Consider the following 20,075-nt stretch of genomic DNA (forward strand, 5'->3'; position numbering starts at 1 on the left):
TGCGCCCCCGCCCTTCAGCGGGGGCATACACATGTGCCCGCTACAGCTTCTCCACCGGCGCGTACCGCAGCAGCAGCCGCTTCGGCTTGTCGCCGAAGTCGATCGTCGCCTCGGCGTTGGCGCCGGTGCCCTTGACCGCCATCACGGTGCCGAGCCCGAACTGGTCGTGCGTCACCCGGTCCCCGACCGCCAGCGAGACCACCGGCTTCTCGGAGGTCCGCCGGGTGGCGAAGCCGGACGCGCCGGAGGCCGAGGAGCGCGAACGGGACGACGACAGCGAGGCCGCCACGCCCGAGGCGGGACCGGAGGACACCGGCGAGGTGGCGCCGGTGCGCTTCCAGTCGACGTGCTGCGCCGGGATCTCCTCCAGGAAGCGGGAGGGCGGGTTGTACGACGGCTGCCCCCACGCGCTGCGCATCGACGAGCGCGTCAGATACAGCCGCTCACGCGCGCGTGTGATGCCGACGTAGGCGAGCCGCCGCTCCTCCTCCAGTTCCTTGGTCTGGCCGAGGGCGCGCATGTGCGGGAAGACGCCGTCCTCCATGCCGGTGAGGAAGACGACCGGGAACTCCAGGCCCTTGGCGGTGTGCAGGGTCATCAGGGTGATGACGCCGGAGCCGTCCTCGTCCTCGTCGGGGATCTGGTCGGAGTCGGCGACGAGCGCGACGCGCTCCAGGAAGTCCGCGAGACCGCCCGGGGTCTCCTCCGCCTCCTGCTCGAACTCCAGGGCCACGGCGGCGAGTTCCTGGAGGTTCTCGATCCGGGTCTCGTCCTGCGGGTCGGTGGAGGCCTGCAACTCGGCGAGATAGCCGGTGCGTTCGAGCACCGCCTCCAGGACGGTCGCCGGTCCCGCGCCGGACTCGACGACCGTACGGAGCTCCTCCATCAGCGTGTTGAAGCGCTTGACGGCGTTGGTGGAGCGGGCGGCCATGCCGTACGCCTCGTCCACGCGCTTGAGGGCCTGCGGGAAGCTGATCTTCTCGCGCTGGGAGAGGGCGTCGATCATCGCCTCGGCACGGTCGCCGATGCCCCGCTTCGGGACGTTCAGGATGCGCCTGAGGGGGACCGAGTCCTCCGGGTTGGCCAGGACGCGCAGGTAGGCCAGGACGTCCCGGACCTCCTTGCGCTCGTAGAAGCGGACGCCGCCGACGACCTTGTAGGGCAGGCCGACACGGATGAAGACCTCTTCGAAGACACGGGACTGGGCGTTCGTCCGGTAGAAGACGGCTACGTCTCCGGCCTTCGCGTCACCCGCGTCCGTGAGGCGGTCTATCTCATCGGCGACGAACTGGGCCTCGTCGTGCTCGGTGTCGGCGACATAGCCGGTGATGCGCGCGCCCGCGCCCGCGTTGGTCCACAGGTTCTTGGGGCGGCGGGACTCGTTGCGCTCGATGACGGCGTTGGCGGCGGTGAGGATCGTCTGGGTGGAGCGGTAGTTCTGCTCCAGCAGGATCGTCGTCGCGTCCGGGTAGTCCTCCTCGAACTGGAGGATGTTGCGGATGGTCGCGCCGCGGAAGGCGTAGATCGACTGGTCGGCGTCACCGACGACGCACAGCTCGGCGGGCGGGATCTCGGCCTCGGGGGGCACGTCGACGGGGTGCTCGGAGGTGCCCACCAGCTCCCGCACCAGCGCGTACTGGGCGTGGTTGGTGTCCTGGTACTCGTCGACGAGGACATGCCGGAAGCGGCGGCGGTAGTGCTCGGCGACGTCCGGGAAGGCGCGCAGCAGATTGACCGTCGTCATGATCAGGTCGTCGAAGTCCAGCGCGTTCGCCTCGCGCAGGCGGGACTGGTACATCGCGTACGCCTGGGCGAGGGTCTTCTCGAAGCCGTCGGTGGCCTGAGCCGCGAAGTCCTCCTCGTCGATCAGCTCGTTCTTGAGGTTCGAGATCTTGGCGCTGAAGGACTTCGGCGGGAAACGCTTGGGGTCGAGGTCGAGATCCCGGCAGACGAGTGCCATCAGCCGCTTGCTGTCGGCGGCGTCGTAGATCGAGAAGGACGAGGTGAAGCCGAGCTTCTTCGACTCGCGCCGGAGGATCCGTACACACGCGCTGTGGAAGGTCATCACCCACATCGCGTTCGCGCGCGGGCCGACGAGCTGCTCGACGCGCTCCTTCATCTCGCCCGCGGCCTTGTTGGTGAAGGTGATCGCGAGGATCTGTCCGGGGTGCACATTCCGCTCGGCGAGCAGATAGGCGATGCGATGGGTGAGCACGCGCGTCTTGCCGGAGCCGGCGCCGGCCACGATGAGCAGCGGGGCGCCGGAGTGCACGACGGCCGCGCGCTGGTTCTCGTTCAGCCCCTCGATGAGCGCGGCCGCGTCGATGGCCGGGCGCGGGGCGCCGTCGCGGTAGTAGGCGTCCCGGTCCGGCGGCACGTCGAACCTCCCACCGAACAGATCGTCCGGAACCGGCTCCGGAGTGTGATCGTCCTCGGGCGGCGGCGGGGCTTCTTCCTCGTGCCCACGAGGGGTCTGGAGGTCCGCCAGGAAGCTGTCGTCAAAGAGGCTGCTCATCGCTCTCCGAGTCTAGGGCTCCCCACTGACACCCCGCCGCCGCCCTTGGGAACATCGCCCGAATCAGAAGCCGAGGATCTTCCAGACCTGCCCGCCGGGTGTCTTCTCGCCCTCCATGACGGTGCCGTCACGGTCCGCGACCGCCCAGGCCGAGACATAGACCTTTCCGTCGCACGGGTCGACGGTCACGCCCGCCGGGAACGGGACCTTGACATCCGTCCGCTTGCCGCCGGAGACCTTGGTCACGACGCCGTTGAACAGCTGGCTGACGTACAGATCGCCGCTGCCGTTGACGGCGGCCGCTGATCGGGCCGAAGCCGGACTTCCAGCCGAGGATCTTTCCGGCCCAGGGGTCGACGCGCCACACGCGCGCGGTGGGCTTCTCGGTGAGGCCGTTCAGCTCGCCGACGTAGAGCTTGCCGTCGGGGCCGAGGCGAGGGACGTGGGGACGGACTCGCGGCCGTTGTGGTCCGGGAAGACGGTGAAGGGGCGAGCCTTGCCGGACCCGGAGATCTCGACCAGGTCGTTCCCGGCCGCGTCCGCGACGGTCTTCCGCCCGTCGGGCAGGGCGAGGACGGCGTACGGGTTGGACTCCAGGTTCGCCTTGTGCGGGTTGTACCTCAGTTCCACGGCGGAGACGTCGGCGGCGATCCCGGCCTTGCCGTGACCGATGCGCAGCAGCTTGCCGAGGGTGTTCCAGGGCTTCTTCGTGGGCACCCCGGCCTCCGGCGGGACGAAGGTCTCCACGGCCCACACCTCGCCGTACAGGGCGGAGACACCGTCGACGCCGGTGGCGAAGCCGCCGTCCGGGGCGGCGCCCGAGGGCAGCCCCTTCACCACCCTGTGGTGCTTCCACGCACCCCCGTCCCAGTAGATCTTGGTGACGGCGGAGGTGAGACCGATACAGGTCTCGCCCTCAGGCCCCTCCCCGATGCACTTCTTGCCGCCCCGGCCGGCCTCGGCGACGTACAGCCGCCCCTGGTCGTAAGAGAGCTGGCGCGGATTGTCGAGTCCGCTCGCGATCACGCGGACGACCGGGCGGCTTTCCCCTCCCCCGCTCGCGCCCCGGCGGGCGCGATGCCCGCGGTGGCGGCGAGCGCGACGCCGGTGGCGACGACGAGTGACTTGCGCTTCCTCATGCCCGTCACCCCTACTCACCCACCGCGGCTCACACGACCACGGCCGGCTGGAAGCTAGCGCCCGGAAGCGGGCGGACGACGTCACTCCGGAGAAAATACGTACAAGTCGGCGCAGATCCGTCCGGATTGACCACGCCCAACGACGCCCTGACCTAAGGTCACGAAAATGTATCGGGCATATCACCCATCAACCTTCACAGGGGCCACACGAGTTGGCTACCGTGCCGGGCAGGCCGTACGACCCCCACCGGCGAACCTCGCCGGGCCGCGCGGCCTCCGCCGAGTCCGCTGCCCGCCCACGGCAGCCGGAGCCGGGGACCCACCGAACTTGGGGTGAATCGACCCGACTCCCTTACGGGAAAAGGTCGTAGGGCAACCCTTCCTAACCACCCGCCCGAACCCGACAGCTAACTCGGTAGGCGGACCATGGGAAGGAGTCGCCTCCCTTGGCGTCGCACCGCAAGTCGCCTCCGGCGGGTACGCGCGTAGCAGGCATACGGACCCCCGCCCTTGCCACGGCCGCCCTCACCTCCGTGGCCCTGCTGTCCCAGACGGCCAACGCCGGCCCGGCCACGGACGACAAGCCGAGCCTCGAAGAGGTCGAGAAGAAGGTCGACGACCTCTACCGCCAGGCGGAGACGGCGACCGAGAAGTACAACGCCGCCAAGGAGAAGACCACCAAGCAGCGCGAGCAGGCCGACACCCTCCTCGACGGCGTCGCCAAGCGCACCCAGAAGCTCAACGACGCGCGGGAGGAACTCGGTTCCCTCGCCGCCGCGCAGTACCGGACCGGCGCCTCCGCTCCCGGCACCGCGACGTTCCTGCTGGCCGACTCCCCGCGAGACTACTTCGACCAGACCCAGCTGATGAGCCGGATGACCGGCCGTCAGAAGGAAGCGGTCGACGACTACATCACGCAGCAGTCGGCGACGATGAAGAAGCGCACGGAGGCCACCGAGAGCCTCCAGACGCTGAACGAGTCGCAGAGCGATCTGAAGACCGCCAAGTCCACGGTCCAGAAGAAGCTCGCCGACGCGCGGGAGCTGCTGTCGCAGCTGACGGCGGAGGAGAAGGCGCGGCTCGCCGAGACCGAGCGCAAGCGCCAGGAGGAAGCCGCGCGCAAGACGGCCCAACTGGCCCAGCAGCAGGCGGAGGAGGAACAGCGCCGCCAGGAGGCCGCGGAGGCGGCGGCCCAGCAGCAGGAGAACACCTCTTCCGGTTCCGCAGAGACCTCCACCGGCAGCACGGAGTCCGAGTCCGCCGCCGACTCCACCTACGCCGCGAAGGCCGAGAAGGCGATCGCCTTCGCGCGCGCGCAGATCGGCAAGCCGTACGTCTGGGGCGCCACGGGACCCGACTCCTACGACTGCTCCGGCCTCACCCAGGCCGCCTGGAACGCCGCCGGCATCTCCCTCCCCCGCACCACCTACGACCAGGTCAACGTCGGGACCACGGTCCCCGTCTCCAGCGCCCGGCCCGGCGACCTCGTCTTCTTCTACGACGACGTCACCCACGTCGGCATCTACATAGGCAACGGCATGATGATCCACGCCCCGAAGCCCGGCGCCTACGTCCGCGAGGAGTCGATCTTCTACGACGGCGAGGGCTCGATCCACAGCGTGGTACGGCCGGCCTGAGGCGACGCGGCGCGCGCGGGGGTGATTCGGTGCCCCGTTTCCACACCCACGCGCGCGTGCCCCCTCGTAACCCGGGCCGCGCTCCTTAGCATCGGCGCATGTCCGGCACCTCTGCGCTTCGCTCACTTCGCGCCTGGTGGGCGCTGCGTCCTCCGGCGGCCGGGGCCGCGGTGATGGCGACCGGCATTGTGTCGGTCGGCCTGCACCTCACCGGATACGAGGTCCTGTCCCTTATCGCCCTGACCATCGCCTGCCTGGCATGGCTGGGACTCGCGGCGGACTTCGTCGTACGGCTGCTGCGGCAGCCGGAGCGCTGGCGCAAGGAGGCCGGCACCTCCGCCGCGCTCACCGCCGTCGCCGCGACGACCGTGCTCGGCACCCGCTTCTCCGCCGAGGACTGGCAGCCCCTGGCGGCGGCCCTGCTGGCGCTGGCCGCCCTGCTGTGGCCGGGCCTGCTCCACACCGTCGTGCGCCACTGGCACCGCCGCATGCCCGGCGCGGTGTTCCTGGGCTGTGTGGCCACGCAGGGCCTCGCCGTGCTCGGCGCCACGCTCGCCGCGGCGGAGTCGACGGCCTGGCTCGCGCACGCGGCACTGGTGCTGTTCTGGCTCGGTCTCGTCCTCTACGTCGTCGCCCTCACCCGCTTCGACCCGCGCCAGGTGGTGGAGGGCGCCGGGGACCAGTGGGTGGCGGGCGGCGCGCCGGCCATCTCCGCGCTCGCCGGGGCCAAGCTGATCGCCGCCGACAGCGCGCGTCTGTACCTGTGGAACAACGACGCCGACGACGTCCTGCGCCGGGTCACCGTCGCGCTGCTGGTGCTCGACCTCGCCTGGTACGCGGTACTCGTCGTGGCCGAGGTGATCCGGCCACGGACCCGCTACGACGTCCGCCGCTGGGCGACCGTGTTCCCGCTGGGCATGACCGCGGCGGCGACCCTGTCGGTCGCCGCCGCGGTCGACGTCTCCTGGCTGGAAGGCCCCGGCGAGGTCCTGCTGTGGATCGCGGTCGCGGCCTGGCTGGCCGTCGCCGTGGGGGCGGTGCGGGAGGAGCGGGCCTACGCCTCGGCCGCCTCGGCCGCCTCGGCCGGGGAGGCCGGGCTCACGTCCACAGCACCGCGATGAAGATGTTCGCCGTGGTGAGCAGTCCCACCAGGCCGAACAGGTTCTTGTCCACCTTCTCGTCGTCCCGCTTCACATAGACGAGACCGAGGATCACGATCAGCAGGGCCAGCTTCACGCCGATCTTGATGTTGTCGACCGTCTGGTCGTCCGCCTGGTTGAGCCCGACCAGGATCACCCCGGTGACCAGCATCGTCAGCGCGCCGTGCAGCATCGCCGGCACGAAGCGGGCGGTGCCCTGGCCCATCGCCTTCATCTGGGTGAGGAATCCGCCCAGGAGGGAGGCGATGCCGATGATGTGCAGGCCGACGAAGAGATGGATGAGTACGTCCATGAGGCCGGAGCCTAATCAGGGGGTCCTGGGGCGCCCGACACCGGGCCACCTTCCCCGCCCGCATTCCCCGCTCGATGGACCTTGCATATATGCGCTCCATAGCACCCCCTCACCCCCACCCACCCCGAAACCACCACTTCGGTCATCGCACAGCGTGAAGGCGACCGCCCCATTCGCGGATCACGGTCACATACGGTCACCCGGCGATCCCCCCATGGCAGTTCCGCACAACGCGTTACCGACCCGACACACCCAGGTTTAGCGTCCTCCACCAGGTGACCGGCTCCCCACCGCCGCCCGGGCCAGGGGCGGCAGTCGGACACCACCGCCGAGAAGGTCCGGCGGCGGCCTGCTCCCCCTGTGCGGGCCGCCGCCGGACGCGCAAGCCGTACGACGCTCCCCCTGGCGGCCGTACGGGCCGGGCGGGTCGTACGACTCGTGCGAAAGGACGTGCAGTCCACGTGGCAGCGCACCGTAAGCCCCGACAGCGCTCGGCCGGCGGCACCAACGTCCGTACGGCCGCCACGGTCGCCCTCGCGGGCGCGGCCAGCGCGACGGGCTTCGACGGGACCGGGCACGCCGAGCCCGAACTGACACCGGCGCAGGTCAAGGCGGAGGTGGACCGGCTGTACCAGGAGGCGGAGGCCGCCACCGACAAGTACAACGGCGCGAAGGAGAAGGCGGATGCGGCCGAGGCGCGCCTGAAGACGCTGCGGGACGAGGCGGCGCGCAAGACGGAGAAGCTCAACTCGGCGCGGGACACGCTCGGTTCGGTGGCCGCGGCACAGTACCGCGACGGCGGTCTCGACCCCGCCGTGCAGCTCGCCCTCTCCGACGACCCCGAGCGGTATCTGGACGGCGCCGAGTTCGTCGAGCGCGTCGGCACCCGGCGGGCCGCGTCCGTCGCCGACGTACGCAAACAGCTGCGGGAGATCGAGCAGTTGCGCGGGGCCGCGCGCATCGAACTCGCCTCGCTCACGTCACGCCAGGCGGAGCTGAAGCGGCACAAGCAGACGATCACCGGGAAGCTGGATGCCGCGAACCGGCTGCTGTCCCGGCTGTCGGCCGAGGAGCGCGCGGAGTTCGACGGTGGCGCCGATCGCGCCTCCCGCTCGGTGTCGGGTGCGCGGGAAGGGCTCGCGGCCCCCGGGACCGCCACGGCGCAGGCACCCGACTCCCGTGCGGCGGACGCCGTCTCCTACGCCTACCAGAAGCTCGGCAGCCCCTATGTGTGGGGCGCTACCGGCCCGGACGCCTTCGACTGCTCCGGACTGACCCAGGCCGCCTACCGGGCGGCGGGCGTCTCGCTGCCCCGCACGACCTACGCCCAGATCGACGCCGGCCGCCGTGTCGCCCGCTCCGAACTCCTCCCGGGCGACCTGGTGTTCTTCTACTCCGGCATCAGCCATGTCGGCATCTACGTCGGCAACGGCCAGATGATCCACTCCCCGAACCCGTCCGCCCGGGTACGGCTGGCGCCGATCACCGAGATGCCGTTCGCGGGGGCGACTCGGGTGGTGTGAAGCGCGGTGAGCCTCTCAGACCAGCCGCCGGGCCGTCGCCCACCGCGTCAGCTCGTGCCGGTTGGAGAGCTGGAGCTTGCGCAGCACCGCCGAGACATGGGACTCGACCGTCTTCACCGAGATGAAGAGCTGCTTGGCGATCTCCTTGTAGGCATAGCCACGGGCGATCAGCCGCAGCACCTCGCGCTCGCGCTGGGTGAGCCGGTCCAGGTCCTCGTCGACCGGAGGGGCGTCGGTGGAGGCGAAGGCGTCCAGGACGAAGCCGGCCAGACGCGGCGAGAACACCGCGTCGCCCTCCTGGACCCGGAAGATGGAGTCGACCAGGTCGGTGCCGGTGATCGTCTTGGTCACATAGCCGCGCGCGCCCCCGCGGATCACCCCGATCACATCCTCCGCGGCGTCCGACACGGACAGGGCGAGGAAGCGGACGGGCTCCTCGGCGTCGGCCATCAACGGGGCGCAGCGGCGCAGCACTTCGACGCCTCCGCCACCCGGCAGATGCACATCGAGGAGCACGACCTCGGGCCGGGTCGCGGTGATGACCGTGACCGCCTGGTCGACGTCCGCGGCCTCGCCGACGACCTCGACGCCGGTCTGCTCGGTCTGGCCGATCTCGGCCTGCACTCCCGTGCGGAACATGCGGTGGTCGTCGACGAGGACCACACGCACCCGGCGCTCACCCGCGCTGCCGGTGGCCTCCGCCGTACCGCTCGCCTCGTCGCTCATGACGTCTTCTCCGCCCTCTCCATCTCCAGTTCGACCTCCGTGCCGCCGTCGGGCACCGCGCGCAGCCGCGCCGTACCGCCGTTGCGCTCCATGCGGCCGATGATCGATTCTCTGACGCCCATGCGGTCGGCGGGTATCGAGTCGAGATCGAAGCCGGGGCCGCGGTCCCGTACGGACACGAAGACCTTCTTCCCCTCGACCTCGGCGTAGACCTGCACGGCGCCGCCCTCGCCACCGTACTTGGCGGCGTTCACCATCGCTTCGCGCGCCGCCTGCATCTGTGCGCCGATCCTCTCGTCGAGCGGGCAGTCGCCGACCACGACGACCTCTATGGGCACGCCGTGCTTGTCCTCCACCTCGGCGGCGTTGCGCCGGACCGCGTCGGCGAGGGTGCTCGGTTCCTCCGCCTCGTCCTTGCCGTTTCCCTCGGGCTTGTAGAGCCAGGTGCGCAGGTCGCGCTCCTGGGCGCGGGCGAGGCGGCGCACCTCGCCCGCGTTCTCCGCGTTGCGCTGGATCAGGGTCAGGGTGTGCAGCACCGAGTCATGGACATGGGCGGCGACCTCCGCGCGCTCCTGGGCGCGGATGCGCATCAGGCGCTCCTCGGAGAGGTCCTGGGTCATGCGCACGAGGTACGGGCCCGCGAGGAGCGTTATCCCGACGAGGACCGCGAGGGCGGCCTGGAGCACCGAGCCGAGGTGGGCGGCGGAGCCCTGGAGCACGAAGATGCCGGAGACACCGGCGGTGACCAGCAGTACCCCGCCGGCCGCGCGCAGCAGGGTCAGGGTGCGCCGACGGCGGCCCACCTCCATCCAGCGGGCCCGGCGGGAGTTGTCCGCCTGCCGCCAGACCAGGGCGACACCCGCGGCGACCAGAACGGCGGGCCAGAGATAGGCCTGGGCGCCGCTGCCGAGGTCGACGCTGCTCACGAAGACCATGGCCACCACGACCATGAGGAGCAGGGCGACGATCTGGCCCTTGTCCGGCTTGCGGGTGACGAGTCTGCGGCGGCCGTCCGCCGAGGTCTCGGTGGTGACGAGGGAGGGCGGCCGCTGTCCGGCCACACCGCCGACGCCGAGCGGCACGAAGAACCAGAACGCGGCGTACAGCAGCGCGCCGAGGCCGTCCGCCATGAACAGGCCGACGAAGACGAGCCGCACCCAGATCACGGGCAGCCCGAGATGCCCGGCGAGCCCCCGCGCCACACCCCCGAGCCAGCGTCCGTCGCTGCTGCGGTAGAGCTTGCGCGGCGGCCGCGGTTCGACGAGGGGCGCTGCTGCGGCTTCCGACATGCCACCGATGGTCACACGCCCGGCCGGGCGGAGCATCAGGGTTGACCCCGGAGACTCCCCCGATCTTCGGGCGGCCACCGGGTCGAACACGTCCCGGGCGCCGGCTCAGGGCCGATATCAGGGTCCGGCCAGGGTCGTTCCCACTGCCGCCGGGGCGCCGCGCCCGTCACCATGGACGCATGACTGATCACGAGCACGCCGCGACGGGTCCGGGACCCGGCCCCGGCCCGGCCCCCGCCGCGGGCACCGGGCCGCAGGACGCCGCGCCCGCCGCGGACTCCGCTCCCGGCGCGGGCGGGGGCTCGCGCGCACACGGGCGGGCGGGCGCGCAGGAAGAGGGAGGGGGCCCGGAGCCGCCCGGCCGGTTCCGCCGGGACCGACGGCACAAGATGCTCGCGGGGGTCTGCGCGGGGCTCGGACGGCAGTGCGACATGGACCCGGTGATCTTCCGGATCACTCTCACCGTGCTCTCCGCGACCGGCGGCCTCGGCCTGATCTTCTACGGCTTCGCCTGGCTCTTCGTCCCGTACGAGGACGAGGACGAGAACGAGGTGCGCAAGCTGCTGACCGGCCGGGTCGACGGCCAGGCGCTGACCGCGGTGCTGTTCGCGCTGGTCGGCTGCGGAGTGTTCCTGACCATGCTGAGCAACGGCGGGGTGCTGACCTTCGCCGTCATACTCTCCCTGCTCCTCGCGGGCGCCGGGTACTGGTCGCGGCAGCGCGGCGGCGCCGATCCCGACCCGCTCGCCGCGCAGGCCGTCGCCGACGCCCCGCCGGAGGCCCAGGCACCCCCGGTGCCCACCGCCTACCCCTCCTGGTGGCGCGACCCCATCGTCAAGGACGGCACGCACGACGGTGGCACCGGCTATCTGTGGGGCCCCCGCGACTCCCGCGGCCGGGACATCGCGGCGGCGGTCAACATCAGCCTCGGCGCCTCCTACGGACACAGCCGCGAGGACCTGCGCGCCCGCCGCGCCGAGCCCCCGAAACCGCGCGGCCCCCGCTGGATCGGCGGCTGGATCCTGCTGCTGGCCCTGGTCGCGGGCGGCCTCGGCACCCGACTGACCTGGGACGAGCACCCGCTCGGCACCAGCCTGCAGACCGGCCTGGCCTGTGCGCTGATCGTGCTCGGCATCGGCATCGCGCTCAGCGCGTTCCTCGGGCGCACCGGAGCCGGGTCCATCTTCCTGGCGGTCGTCACCGCGGGACTGCTGGCCGCCTCGGCCGCCCTGCCCAAGGACATCGGCACCCAGTGGATACGCACGACCTGGCAGCCGGCCACCGTGGCGGCCGTCATTACGCAGTACGACCTCGGCACCGGTGTGGGCACGCTCGATCTGAGCGGACTGGACATCGCCAAGGGGAGGAGCGTGGCCACCAGCGCCGAGGTCGGTGTCGGGCAGCTGAAGGTGATCGTGCCCCCGGAGGTGACGGTGAAGGTGACCATCGACGTGGGCGTGGGAGACATCCAACTGCCCGGCGACGACAAGCAGGACGTGGACGTGGCACCGGACAAGCACAAGGAGGTCACCCTGAAGCCGGCCAAGGGCACCGGGGCCGCGGGCAGTATCGAGCTCGACCTCAATGTGGGCGTGGGACAGGCGGAGGTGAGCCGTGCTGCGTCATGAGTTCCAGCCCGGGCGGCTGGTCGCGGGTGCCGTTCTGACCCTCGCGGGCGTCATCTACGCCGGTGACGCGGGCGGGGCCTGGGAGACACCGTGGTTCGTGGTCATCCCGGTGGTGCTGGCGGGGCTGAGCCTGGCGGCCGGGGTGGCCCTGGTGGGCCGGGGCATACGCAGGCGTCGCCGGGTGGGCCGCAGGGAAGGCGGCTCCGGGGCGATGCCGACGGAGCAGAACGCCTCGCGGTGACGGGGGGCGCCGTCCCCTCGCCCGCTACTGGTAGCCGGCTCGCTGGCGTTTGCGGGCGCGGAGCATGGCGTCCAGCGAGAGGTAGGGGGCGCCGGCGAGGACCAGGGGCAGCCAGGCCATCAGATAGGCGAGGTCGTTGCCGTAGTAGTACGGATCGGCGGCCCAGCTCACCGTCAGCCACAGGCTGAGCGAGATCAGTGCGCCGCCCAGGGCGGCGAGGCGGGCGAAGAGGCCCAGGAGGGTGCCGATGCCGACGGCCAGCTCACCGAAGGCGATGGCGTAACCGAAGGCGACGGGGTTGTCCAGGGCGGTGTCGACCAGGGAGGGGATGGCGGAGGAGTCACGGACGGCGCGCATCATGTCGCCGATGGAGCCCGAGCCGGAGTCCTTCAGGAAGGAGCTGTCGGTGAGTTTGTCCAGCGAGGCGTAGATGAAGGTGACGCCCAGGAAGATGCGCAGCGGAAGGAGGGCGTAGCGCGTGGCCAGGTCCCGCCAGTCGTGGCCGCCGTCCAGGTACGGGTCATGTGTGTCGGTACGGAAGCCATGGGTCATCGGTGCCGCCTCTCGCCCGTCGGGACGTGCCCCTCAAGGGACGATACGTACACCGACCAGGGCCCACTCAATCCTGACCCGACCATTTTCTCCGGCTTGACGGTTTTTCGCCCCCGGCCCCCGCCTCGGACGCCCCCGGCCTCACCGCCGAAGACGCCCTCGGCGCCCCACCGGGGAGACGGTCACTCCGTCACATCGATCGCATACGGTCCCGTCTCCACCCCGGCGGCCGTCACCACCTGCACCTCCACCCTCCCCGGCTCCACATCCGCCGGGACCGGGACCGTCAGGACCGTGTCCGAGGGGTTGCTGAAGCCTCCGGTCACGGGGACCAGGGGGACATGGACATTGACCGGGCCGATGCGGACCACCATGCGGGACAGGCGGTCGGCGGTGCCGGCGCCGGGCGGGACGAAGCCGGCGCCGCGGATCTCGATGTCGTCGCCGGTGCGGATCGGGCCGTCCAGGTCGCCGGCCTCCCGCGAGCGGACCACGGAGAGGATCACCGGGCGGCCGCCCTCGGCGTACTTGCCGGCCAGATAGGTCGCCGCGGAGATCAGGACGACCACCGCGAGACCCCAGGGGAGGTCCGGGAGCTGGTCGGGGCGGCGGGCGAGGCGTACCGCGGCGAACAGCAGGGCCACCGCGCTGATCACCACGTACTGGATATCGGCGAAGGTGCCCCGGCCCGCGTCGTCCGTCAGAAGGTCCGAGGCCCGGGGGCGGTCCGCGCGTACCTTCTGGAGGCGTTGGCCCAGCACCCGCAGGCTCACCACCCGGCGGACCAGCACCGCGATGGCACAGACCACCGCGAGGACCGTCACCGCACCGGCCCCGCGGGCGAGTTCGAGGCCGGAGATCAGGGCGTCGCGTTCCGCGGGGTCGGAGGCCGCGGCGAGGCGGCCCGCCAGGACCAGCACCGCGTACGCCACGAACAGGACCCACCCCGCGGCCACCGCGCGGGAGGTGGAGAGCCGGTTGTCCTCGCCGATGACGGGGGCCAGCGCGCCGCCCCGGGCGCGGTGGAGCCATGACGCCGCCGTCAGCCCGCCCGCCGTCACCACCGCCGCCAGCAGTCCGGCCGTACGCGCACTCGTCCAGCCCGCGCCGATCGCGGTGAACGCCTGCGAAAGGAGCAGGACGACCACGAGAGCCCACGCCGTGTACGCGGTGCGGCGCCACAGGCGGGCCAGCCAGGCCTCGCCCTCGGCGCGGCCGCGTTCGGCGACCAGTTCGGCGGACTGGGTGAGCTCCTCCGAGACCCACTGCCGGGACGCGGACGCCGAGTGCGCCACCGCCGCGGGCAGCCCCTGCCCGGCCGCGAACTCGTCCCGTTTCAGAAGGAATTCGGCCACCGCGCGCCGGTGCCCCGTACGCGCCCCGTGTGGACAGTCCCCGCAGGTGCAGCCACCCGCGTGCGCACCCGCGCCCGCGTCCGAGCCCTGTCTCGCCTCCTGCACCGCCACGTCCGACGCCCGCCTTCCCGCGCTCCAGCCACCCGCCACAACTCCAGTGCGACGACAGCGAATTGTGCCCTACGCCACCTCGGGCCACCCCGGCAGGTACGGTCCGCGGAAGGCCTGTCGGGAGTGATGTGCGCTCTGCCGTGTTGACCCGGCTGGGAGAATTTCCCCATGGCCGAGATCATCCAGCGCGACGGGACCTGGGCCTTCGACGGCACCACGGTCAGGATCACGCCGGGTCTGCACCGCTCGGTGCCGCTGTTCCGGCAGACGTACGGGGAGATCGCCGTACCGCTGGAGGCCGTCGCCGGTGTCGTCTTCGAACCCGAACGCAAGCGCGGCCGACTGCGGATGCGGCTGCGCGAGGGCGCCGACCCGCTCCTGCACGCGACCGGCGGACGGCTGCCGGACCCGGCGGATCCGTACCGGCTGACGGTGGACGTGGACCGCGCCGGGGTCGCCGAGTACGTGGCCGAGGAGATCCGCCGCTCCCTGCTGCTGGACCAGATCCCGAACGAGCCCACCAAGGCCTATCTGCTGCCCGGTCCCCCGGTCCCGGTCTCGGTCCGTTCCTCCGACGGCACGGTCTCCTTCGACGGGATCCAGGTGCGCATCGACTGGGCCGACACCTCCGACCGGGTCAAACGGGCCACCGGGCCGCGCATCATCAACCTCGCCGATGTCGTCGGGGTCGAGTGGCTGCCCAACTCCGGCTACGAGGACGGCTTTCTGCGCTTCGTGACCCGTGAGACGTCGTTCTCCAAACTCCCCCCGGAGAAGGACCCGTACGCCCTCGACCTGTGGGGCAGCGCCCGCCGCGATCTGCTCACCGCGCTCGTCGCCACCGCGGTGACCGCCCGGCTGCCGCACCCCTCCACCCGTACCGGCGTGGGGTACGCGGACGGCGCCCGCCCGCTCACCGCGTCCGTACCGCCGTCGGCCGACCATCACGACGTACTCCTGCGCAGGCTGCGGGAGTTGGGCGAGCTGCACCGGGACGGGGTGCTCACGGACGAGGAGTTCGCGATGACCAAGGCCGCCGTGCTGCGGGGCTTCTAGCTCAGCAGGTCCGGTTCGCTCCGGCTGACGTCCTGCCACATCGGCTGATAGTTGATCCACGCCACCAGGTCCCCGCCGAGCTGCTCCCGGGTCGCGACCGCCGCCTTGTGGTCGATCAGGACCGGCCGGCCCGCGGCCTTCGCGGTCAGCTGCACCTGACAGGAGCGTTCCAGCGACAGAAACCACCAGGCCGCCGCGTCAACCGAGTCCCCCACCGTCAGCAGCCCGTGGTTGCGCAGCACGAGCGCCTTGTTCGAGCCGAGCGCGCCGGCGATACGGCGGCCCTCCTCGGCGTCGACGGCGACGCCGCTGTAGGCGTCGTACAGGGCGATGTCCTCGTAGAAGGCGCAGCTCTCCTGGGTGATCGGGTCGAGGAGTTCGCCGAGGGACGCGAGCGCGCGGCCGTGCACGGAGTGGCAGTGGGCGACGGCGACGACGTCGGGGCGGGCGGCGTGGACCTGGGCGTGGACGGTGAAGGCGGCCTGGTTGACGTGATACCGGCCGTCGACGACCTGTCCGTCCGAGTTGGCCAGCACCAGGTCGCTGACCGTGACGTGCTTGAACGGCATCCCGAAGGGGTTGACCCAGAAGCAGTCGCTGAACTCCGGATCGCGTGCGGTGATGTGCCCCGAGACGCCGTCCTCGAAGCCGAGGCGCCCGAAGATCCGCAGCGCGCCCGCGAGCCGTTCCCTGCGGTGCCGGCGTTCGTCCTCGACCGACTCGTGCATCGGCGGCATGGCGAAGCGCAGCCGGTCGGTGGGGAGCGGAAGCGGCGGCGTGGACCCGAGCATGTGGCAGCCTCCTGCACTGGTTCCGTTACGGCCCGGAAGTTACCGTCGGTCAGGGCAAAAGGGCAGGGCCGAGTTGTAAAGATGACGCGCAACCCTTTCAGGGACTCATGGGTCTGTGATGCGGAACAAGAGGTTCAGCATCACTTTTCAGCCAGGAGCCCCCGTGAGCATCGCCGATCGCCACGTCACCGCCCTCATGCGGCGACTCGCCTCCCAGGACGTGGTCGAGCTCGTGCACCCCTTCGCCGAGTGGGAGACCCTCGGCTCCCTCGTGTACATCGCCGAGTGCTACGGCTTCCGGTACGCGGACGTCCGCCACGTCGGCAAGCAGAAGACCGTGCACGTCCGCATGGTCCGGGACGCCGACCCCCGGTCCCGGCAGCGCGCGGCGGCCAACGCGGCCGCGTTCCCGCAGGCGGGCGCGGGCGGCCCGGTGCCCGGCATGTACCAGGGCTCGCTGACGCCGGTCCCCGAGGCACAGCCGGACGTCGACCTGATCACGACGCTCATCCGGTACGACGCCCTGGGCGCCGCCGCCAACCGCAAGCAACTGCTCACCATGGCCTGGGCGTTCCCACTGCTGTTCGTGCTGCTGGCCGCGCTGACCGGCAAGTTCGCGGTCCTGCTCACGCTCGCCGCGCTGACCCCGGCGTTCCTGCTGACCACCCTGCGCGTGAACGAGGCCCGGCGCGCCAAGCTGGCCAGGCGCCTGACGGCCGCGGGCTGCACGCCGACGCGGGACGAGCGGGGCCGGGAGACCTACGTACGCCCGCTGCCGCACGCCGCCTGATACCGGACAGCAGATGTCGGGTTTCGGCGCGACACTCGTCGTATGACGAACAGCTGGGCCACCTTCAGCACCGCCGAACCCGAGCTCGCCAAGCTCGTCGAGGAGCGCTTCGGCGCCTACACCCACCACATCCTCGCCACCCTCCGCAAGGACGGCTCGCCGCGCACCACGGGCCTGGAGGTCCGTTTCCTCAACGGCGAGCTCTGGCTCGGCATGATGCCGGACTCGCTCAAGGCGCTCGACCTGCGCCGCGACCCGCGCTTCGCGCTCCAGGCGAACCCGGGAGAGGGCACCGGCATGGGCGGCGGCGACGTCCGGATCAGAGGGCGGGCGATCGAGGTCCACGACCCGGCGGTGAAGGCCGGATACGGCGAAGAGGTGGAACCGCCGGAGCCGTTCCACCTCTTCCGTACCGAGCTGACGGAGGTCGTGCGGACCTACGTCGAGGACGACAAGTACCTGGTCGTCCAGGTCTGGAAGCCCGGTGAGCCCGTGCGCCTGATCAAGCGCACCTAGGGGGTGTTTTGAAAGTCCCGCACAGCACCCACGGCGCCCGGCACGCACCCTCACCGCACCGGCCAAAGACCCAAGTACGTCCAGTACGAGGGCCTTCGTCCGGCACGCCGAGGGCACGCACCGAACACCGCGGGGGGCTTACTCCCACTCGATCGTGCCCGGCGGCTTCGACGTCACGTCGAGGACCACGCGGTTGACGTCCCGCACCTCGTTGGTGATCCGGGTGGAGATCTTCGCGAGGACGTCGTACGGCAGGCGCGACCAGTCGGCCGTCATGGCGTCCTCGGAGGAGACCGGGCGCAGCACGATCGGGTGGCCGTAGGTCCGGCCGTCGCCCTGGACGCCGACCGAGCGGACGTCCGCGAGCAGGACCACCGGGCACTGCCAGATCTCACGGTCCAGGCCGGCCGCGGTCAGCTCCTCGCGGGCGATGGCGTCGGCCTCGCGCAGGAGGTCGAGACGCTCCTTGGTCACCTCGCCGACGATCCGGATGCCCAGACCCGGGCCCGGGAACGGCTGGCGCTGGACGATCTCCTCCGGCAGACCGAGCTCCTGGCCGACCATGCGGACCTCGTCCTTGAACAGCTTGCGCAGCGGCTCGATGAGCTGGAACTCCAGGTCCTCGGGGAGGCCGCCGACGTTGTGGTGCGACTTGATGTTGGCCGTGCCGGTGCCGCCACCGGACTCGACCACGTCCGGGTAGAGCGTGCCCTGGACGAGGAACTCCACCGCCGGACCCTCGTCCGCGATGATCTCGGCCTGCGCCTGCTCGAAGACCCGGATGAACTCCCGGCCGATGATCTTCCGCTTCTCCTCGGGGTCGGAGACACCCTTCAGAGCGGTCAGGAAACGCTCCTCCGCGTCCACGACCTTCAGCTGGACGCCGGTCGCGGCCACGAAGTCCTTCTCGACCTGCTCGGTCTCGCCCTTGCGCATCAGACCGTGGTCGACGTACACGCAGGTCAGCTGGGAGCCGATGGCCTTCTGGACCAGGGCGGCCGCGACGGCGGAGTCGACGCCGCCGGACAGACCGCAGATGGCGCGCCTGTCGCCGACCTGCTCGCGGATCGCGGCGACCTGCTCGTCGATGACGTTGCCGGTCGTCCAGTCCGGCTGCAGGCCCGCGCCGCGGTACAGGAAGTGCTCCAGCACCTGCTGGCCGTGCGTGGAGTGCATGACCTCGGGGTGGTACTGGACGCCGTAGAGCTTCTTGTCGTCGTTCTCGAAGGCGGCGACCGGGACGACGTCCGTGGAGGCCGTGACGGTGAAGCCCTCGGGGGCGGCGGAGCAGGCGTCGCCGTGCGACATCCACACGTGCTGCTCGGCCGGGGTCCCCTCGAAGAGGGTGGAGGACGACCGGGAGACGTGCAGGTCGGTGCGGCCGTACTCGCGGGCGCCGGTGTTGTCGACGGTGCCGCCGAGGACCTGCGCCATCAGCTGGAAGCCGTAGCACATGCCGAAGACGGGGACACCGGCCTCGAAGAGCTCGCGGCCGAGGCGGGGGGCGCCCTCCTCGTAGACCGACGAGGGGCCGCCCGAGAGGATGATCGCCGCCGGGTTCTTGGCGAGCATCTCCGCCACCGGCATGGTGCTCGGCACGATCTCGCTGTAGACCCGGGCCTCACGGACGCGACGGGCGATGAGCTGGGCGTACTGCGCGCCGAAGTCGACGACCAGGACGGTGTCGGGGGCGGCGGGGGTCGCTGGTGACACGGGTTGCCTTCCGGCGGCTTGAAAAGGGCTGTGCCACCGATTCTAACGGGGTGCTCACGGGCGGCTGTCGTCTCAGGATGCGAACCGGGTTGGGCGGTCACCCTGGGCCACGGCATACTGACCCCATGCTCACGCACCCGACCTTCCTCTTTACCTATGGCATCCGGCCCGCCGGCTGCCATGGTCGTGCTGCTTGAGCAACTGACAAGCGACTTCCCAGGCGCCCCGGGCCGACAAGGTCCGGGGCGCCTGGTGTTTTCCGGATCTTGCCGCTCCGGGGCACCCCTTCGAGACAAGGACCCCCGACATGACCGCCACCGCCGACGCCATCGCCGCGGAGAAGACCGGCGCCCGCACCGACGAGGCCGCCTCCGTGATCACCGGCGCCCGGGAGCGCATCGACTCGCTCGACGACCGGATCATCGGCCTGATCCAGGAACGGATGGCCGTCTCGGCCGTCATCCAGGAGGCCCGGATCACCTCGGGCGGCCGCCGCGTGAACCTCTCCCGCGAGATGGAGATCCTCGACCACTACAGGGAGGCGCTGGGCAAGCCGGGCACCGCCCTCGCGATGACGCTCCTCGAACTGTGCCGCGGTCGCATCTGAGTTCGAGCCCGCCCTCACCCGTACGGCGCGTGACCGTGACGCGAGACGCTTCGTTGGTGGTGGTGTCCGTGCCAGCCAGGGGCGGGCCCGAAAGAACCACGCGTGGCTCACTGGAGCGATGAGACGTACGGATCGTGCCGTACGTCGTGGGACCTCGCTCCAGTCAAGTGACCGGACGGCAGGGGACAGCAGCCCGGTCACCCAAGAGAACGGTCGGCTCCGGGGACGCCCGGGGCCGGCCGGCGGGAATGCGGCACAGCACCCACAGACAAGCGGCGCAACCCCCCGGCGCCGCTCCCCGGCACCGGCGCTGCCCTGACGTCGGTGCTGACGAAAGAAGGGCCCCGCGGCCGAGCTGACGCTGTTGGTTAATCCGGGGCCCTGCTACTTCGCCCCGCCGGTCGTTTGGTCGGCGGGGCGAAGTGCTGCGAAGT

General features: G+C 71.2%; 19 protein-coding genes and 1 riboswitch. Of the genes, 9 read left to right on the forward strand and 10 right to left on the reverse strand.

Annotation, left to right across the window (positions count from 1 at the left end):
• Positions 1-40: 40 nt before the first annotated feature.
• The 3 genes from pcrA to RMT89_RS24735 all read right to left on the reverse strand — a co-directional run bounded on the left by pcrA (position 41) and on the right by RMT89_RS24735 (position 3,541).
• Complete coding sequence (pcrA, locus tag RMT89_RS24725; RefSeq protein WP_315885979.1) at positions 41-2,515, reverse strand: DNA helicase PcrA; 2,475 nt, start codon at positions 2,513-2,515, stop codon at positions 41-43.
• 63 nt (positions 2,516-2,578) lie between these two features.
• A complete protein-coding gene (locus RMT89_RS24730) occupies positions 2,579-2,761 on the reverse strand; it encodes a hypothetical protein (RefSeq protein WP_315885980.1) in 183 nt (60 codons plus the stop codon).
• Between the two features lie 150 nt (positions 2,762-2,911).
• Positions 2,912-3,541 (reverse strand): ScyD/ScyE family protein, encoded by a 630-nt coding sequence (locus RMT89_RS24735; RefSeq protein WP_315885981.1) that lies wholly within the window; start codon positions 3,539-3,541, stop codon positions 2,912-2,914.
• 380 nt (positions 3,542-3,921) lie between these two features.
• A riboswitch (cyclic di-AMP (ydaO/yuaA leader) is annotated at positions 3,922-4,092 on the forward strand.
• An 8-nt stretch (positions 4,093-4,100) separates the two neighbouring features.
• Here RMT89_RS24735 and RMT89_RS24740 point away from each other — a divergent pair.
• Together RMT89_RS24740 and RMT89_RS24745 are read left to right on the forward strand one after the other, a co-directional pair.
• On the forward strand, positions 4,101-5,291 hold the full coding sequence (locus tag RMT89_RS24740; protein WP_315885982.1) for an NlpC/P60 family protein: 1,191 nt from the start codon (positions 4,101-4,103) through the stop codon (positions 5,289-5,291).
• A 98-nt stretch (positions 5,292-5,389) separates the two neighbouring features.
• Entirely contained in the window at positions 5,390-6,412 is a 1,023-nt protein-coding gene (locus RMT89_RS24745) for a tellurite resistance/C4-dicarboxylate transporter family protein (protein WP_315885983.1), read from the forward strand.
• Here RMT89_RS24745 and RMT89_RS24750 read toward each other — a convergent pair.
• A complete protein-coding gene (locus RMT89_RS24750) occupies positions 6,390-6,743 on the reverse strand; it encodes a hypothetical protein (RefSeq protein ID WP_315885984.1) in 354 nt (117 codons plus the stop codon). The two genes, RMT89_RS24745 and RMT89_RS24750, sit on opposite strands and share 23 nt — an antisense overlap.
• Before the next feature lie 461 nt (positions 6,744-7,204).
• On the opposite strand from RMT89_RS24750, the gene RMT89_RS24755 reads away from it, so the two are divergent.
• The gene (locus RMT89_RS24755; RefSeq protein WP_315885985.1) at positions 7,205-8,266 is read left to right on the forward strand and encodes an NlpC/P60 family protein; all 1,062 of its coding nucleotides are present in this window, start codon (positions 7,205-7,207) and stop codon (positions 8,264-8,266) included.
• Positions 8,267-8,281: 15 nt separating this feature from the next.
• Here the strand turns inward: RMT89_RS24755 and RMT89_RS24760 are convergent, their stop codons facing one another.
• Positions 8,282-8,992: a response regulator transcription factor gene (locus RMT89_RS24760; protein WP_315885986.1), complete on the reverse strand. Its 711-nt coding sequence runs from the start codon at positions 8,990-8,992 to the stop codon at positions 8,282-8,284.
• The gene (locus tag RMT89_RS24765; protein ID WP_399498476.1) at positions 8,989-10,281 is read right to left on the reverse strand and encodes a PspC domain-containing protein; all 1,293 of its coding nucleotides are present in this window, start codon (positions 10,279-10,281) and stop codon (positions 8,989-8,991) included. Before RMT89_RS24765 ends, RMT89_RS24760 begins: the two co-directional genes overlap by 4 nt.
• A gap of 179 nt (positions 10,282-10,460) precedes the next feature.
• Between RMT89_RS24765 and RMT89_RS24770 the strand changes: the two genes are divergently transcribed.
• Complete coding sequence (locus tag RMT89_RS24770) at positions 10,461-11,909, forward strand: PspC domain-containing protein (RefSeq protein WP_315885988.1); 1,449 nt, start codon at positions 10,461-10,463, stop codon at positions 11,907-11,909.
• Positions 11,896-12,150, forward strand: a complete 255-nt coding sequence (locus RMT89_RS24775) for a hypothetical protein (RefSeq protein WP_315885989.1) — start codon at positions 11,896-11,898, stop codon at positions 12,148-12,150. Before RMT89_RS24770 ends, RMT89_RS24775 begins: the two co-directional genes overlap by 14 nt.
• 24 nt (positions 12,151-12,174) lie before the next feature.
• On the opposite strand, the gene RMT89_RS24780 is transcribed toward RMT89_RS24775, so the two are convergent.
• Positions 12,175-12,702, reverse strand: coding sequence for a DoxX family protein (locus RMT89_RS24780; RefSeq protein WP_315885990.1), 528 nt, complete (start codon positions 12,700-12,702; stop codon positions 12,175-12,177).
• 182 nt (positions 12,703-12,884) lie between these two features.
• Complete coding sequence (locus RMT89_RS24785; protein WP_315885991.1) at positions 12,885-14,168, reverse strand: hypothetical protein; 1,284 nt, start codon at positions 14,166-14,168, stop codon at positions 12,885-12,887.
• A gap of 168 nt (positions 14,169-14,336) precedes the next feature.
• Between RMT89_RS24785 and RMT89_RS24790 the strand changes: the two genes are divergently transcribed.
• On the forward strand, positions 14,337-15,224 hold the full coding sequence (locus RMT89_RS24790; RefSeq protein ID WP_315885992.1) for a DUF4429 domain-containing protein: 888 nt from the start codon (positions 14,337-14,339) through the stop codon (positions 15,222-15,224).
• Here RMT89_RS24790 and RMT89_RS24795 read toward each other — a convergent pair.
• Entirely contained in the window at positions 15,221-16,015 is a 795-nt protein-coding gene (locus RMT89_RS24795; protein WP_315885993.1) for a class II aldolase/adducin family protein, read from the reverse strand. The genes RMT89_RS24790 and RMT89_RS24795 overlap by 4 nt on opposite strands.
• A 163-nt stretch (positions 16,016-16,178) precedes the next feature.
• Here RMT89_RS24795 and RMT89_RS24800 point away from each other — a divergent pair, with 163 nt between their 5' ends.
• Both RMT89_RS24800 and RMT89_RS24805 read left to right on the forward strand, forming a co-directional pair.
• A complete protein-coding gene (locus tag RMT89_RS24800) occupies positions 16,179-16,805 on the forward strand; it encodes a hypothetical protein (protein ID WP_315885994.1) in 627 nt (208 codons plus the stop codon).
• A 42-nt stretch (positions 16,806-16,847) separates the two neighbouring features.
• Complete coding sequence (locus RMT89_RS24805) at positions 16,848-17,321, forward strand: pyridoxamine 5'-phosphate oxidase family protein (protein ID WP_315885995.1); 474 nt, start codon at positions 16,848-16,850, stop codon at positions 17,319-17,321.
• Positions 17,322-17,459: 138 nt separating this feature from the next.
• Here the strand turns inward: RMT89_RS24805 and guaA are convergent, their stop codons facing one another.
• A complete protein-coding gene (gene guaA, locus RMT89_RS24810) occupies positions 17,460-19,034 on the reverse strand; it encodes a glutamine-hydrolyzing GMP synthase (RefSeq protein WP_315885996.1) in 1,575 nt (524 codons plus the stop codon).
• A gap of 307 nt (positions 19,035-19,341) precedes the next feature.
• Here guaA and RMT89_RS24815 point away from each other — a divergent pair, with 307 nt between their 5' ends.
• A complete protein-coding gene (locus RMT89_RS24815; protein ID WP_315885997.1) occupies positions 19,342-19,641 on the forward strand; it encodes a chorismate mutase in 300 nt (99 codons plus the stop codon).
• Positions 19,642-20,075 lie beyond the last annotated feature (434 nt).

The sequence above is a fragment of the Streptomyces sp. P17 genome, from assembly GCF_032436805.1.
Classification (GTDB): Bacteria; Actinomycetota; Actinomycetes; order Streptomycetales; family Streptomycetaceae; genus Streptomyces.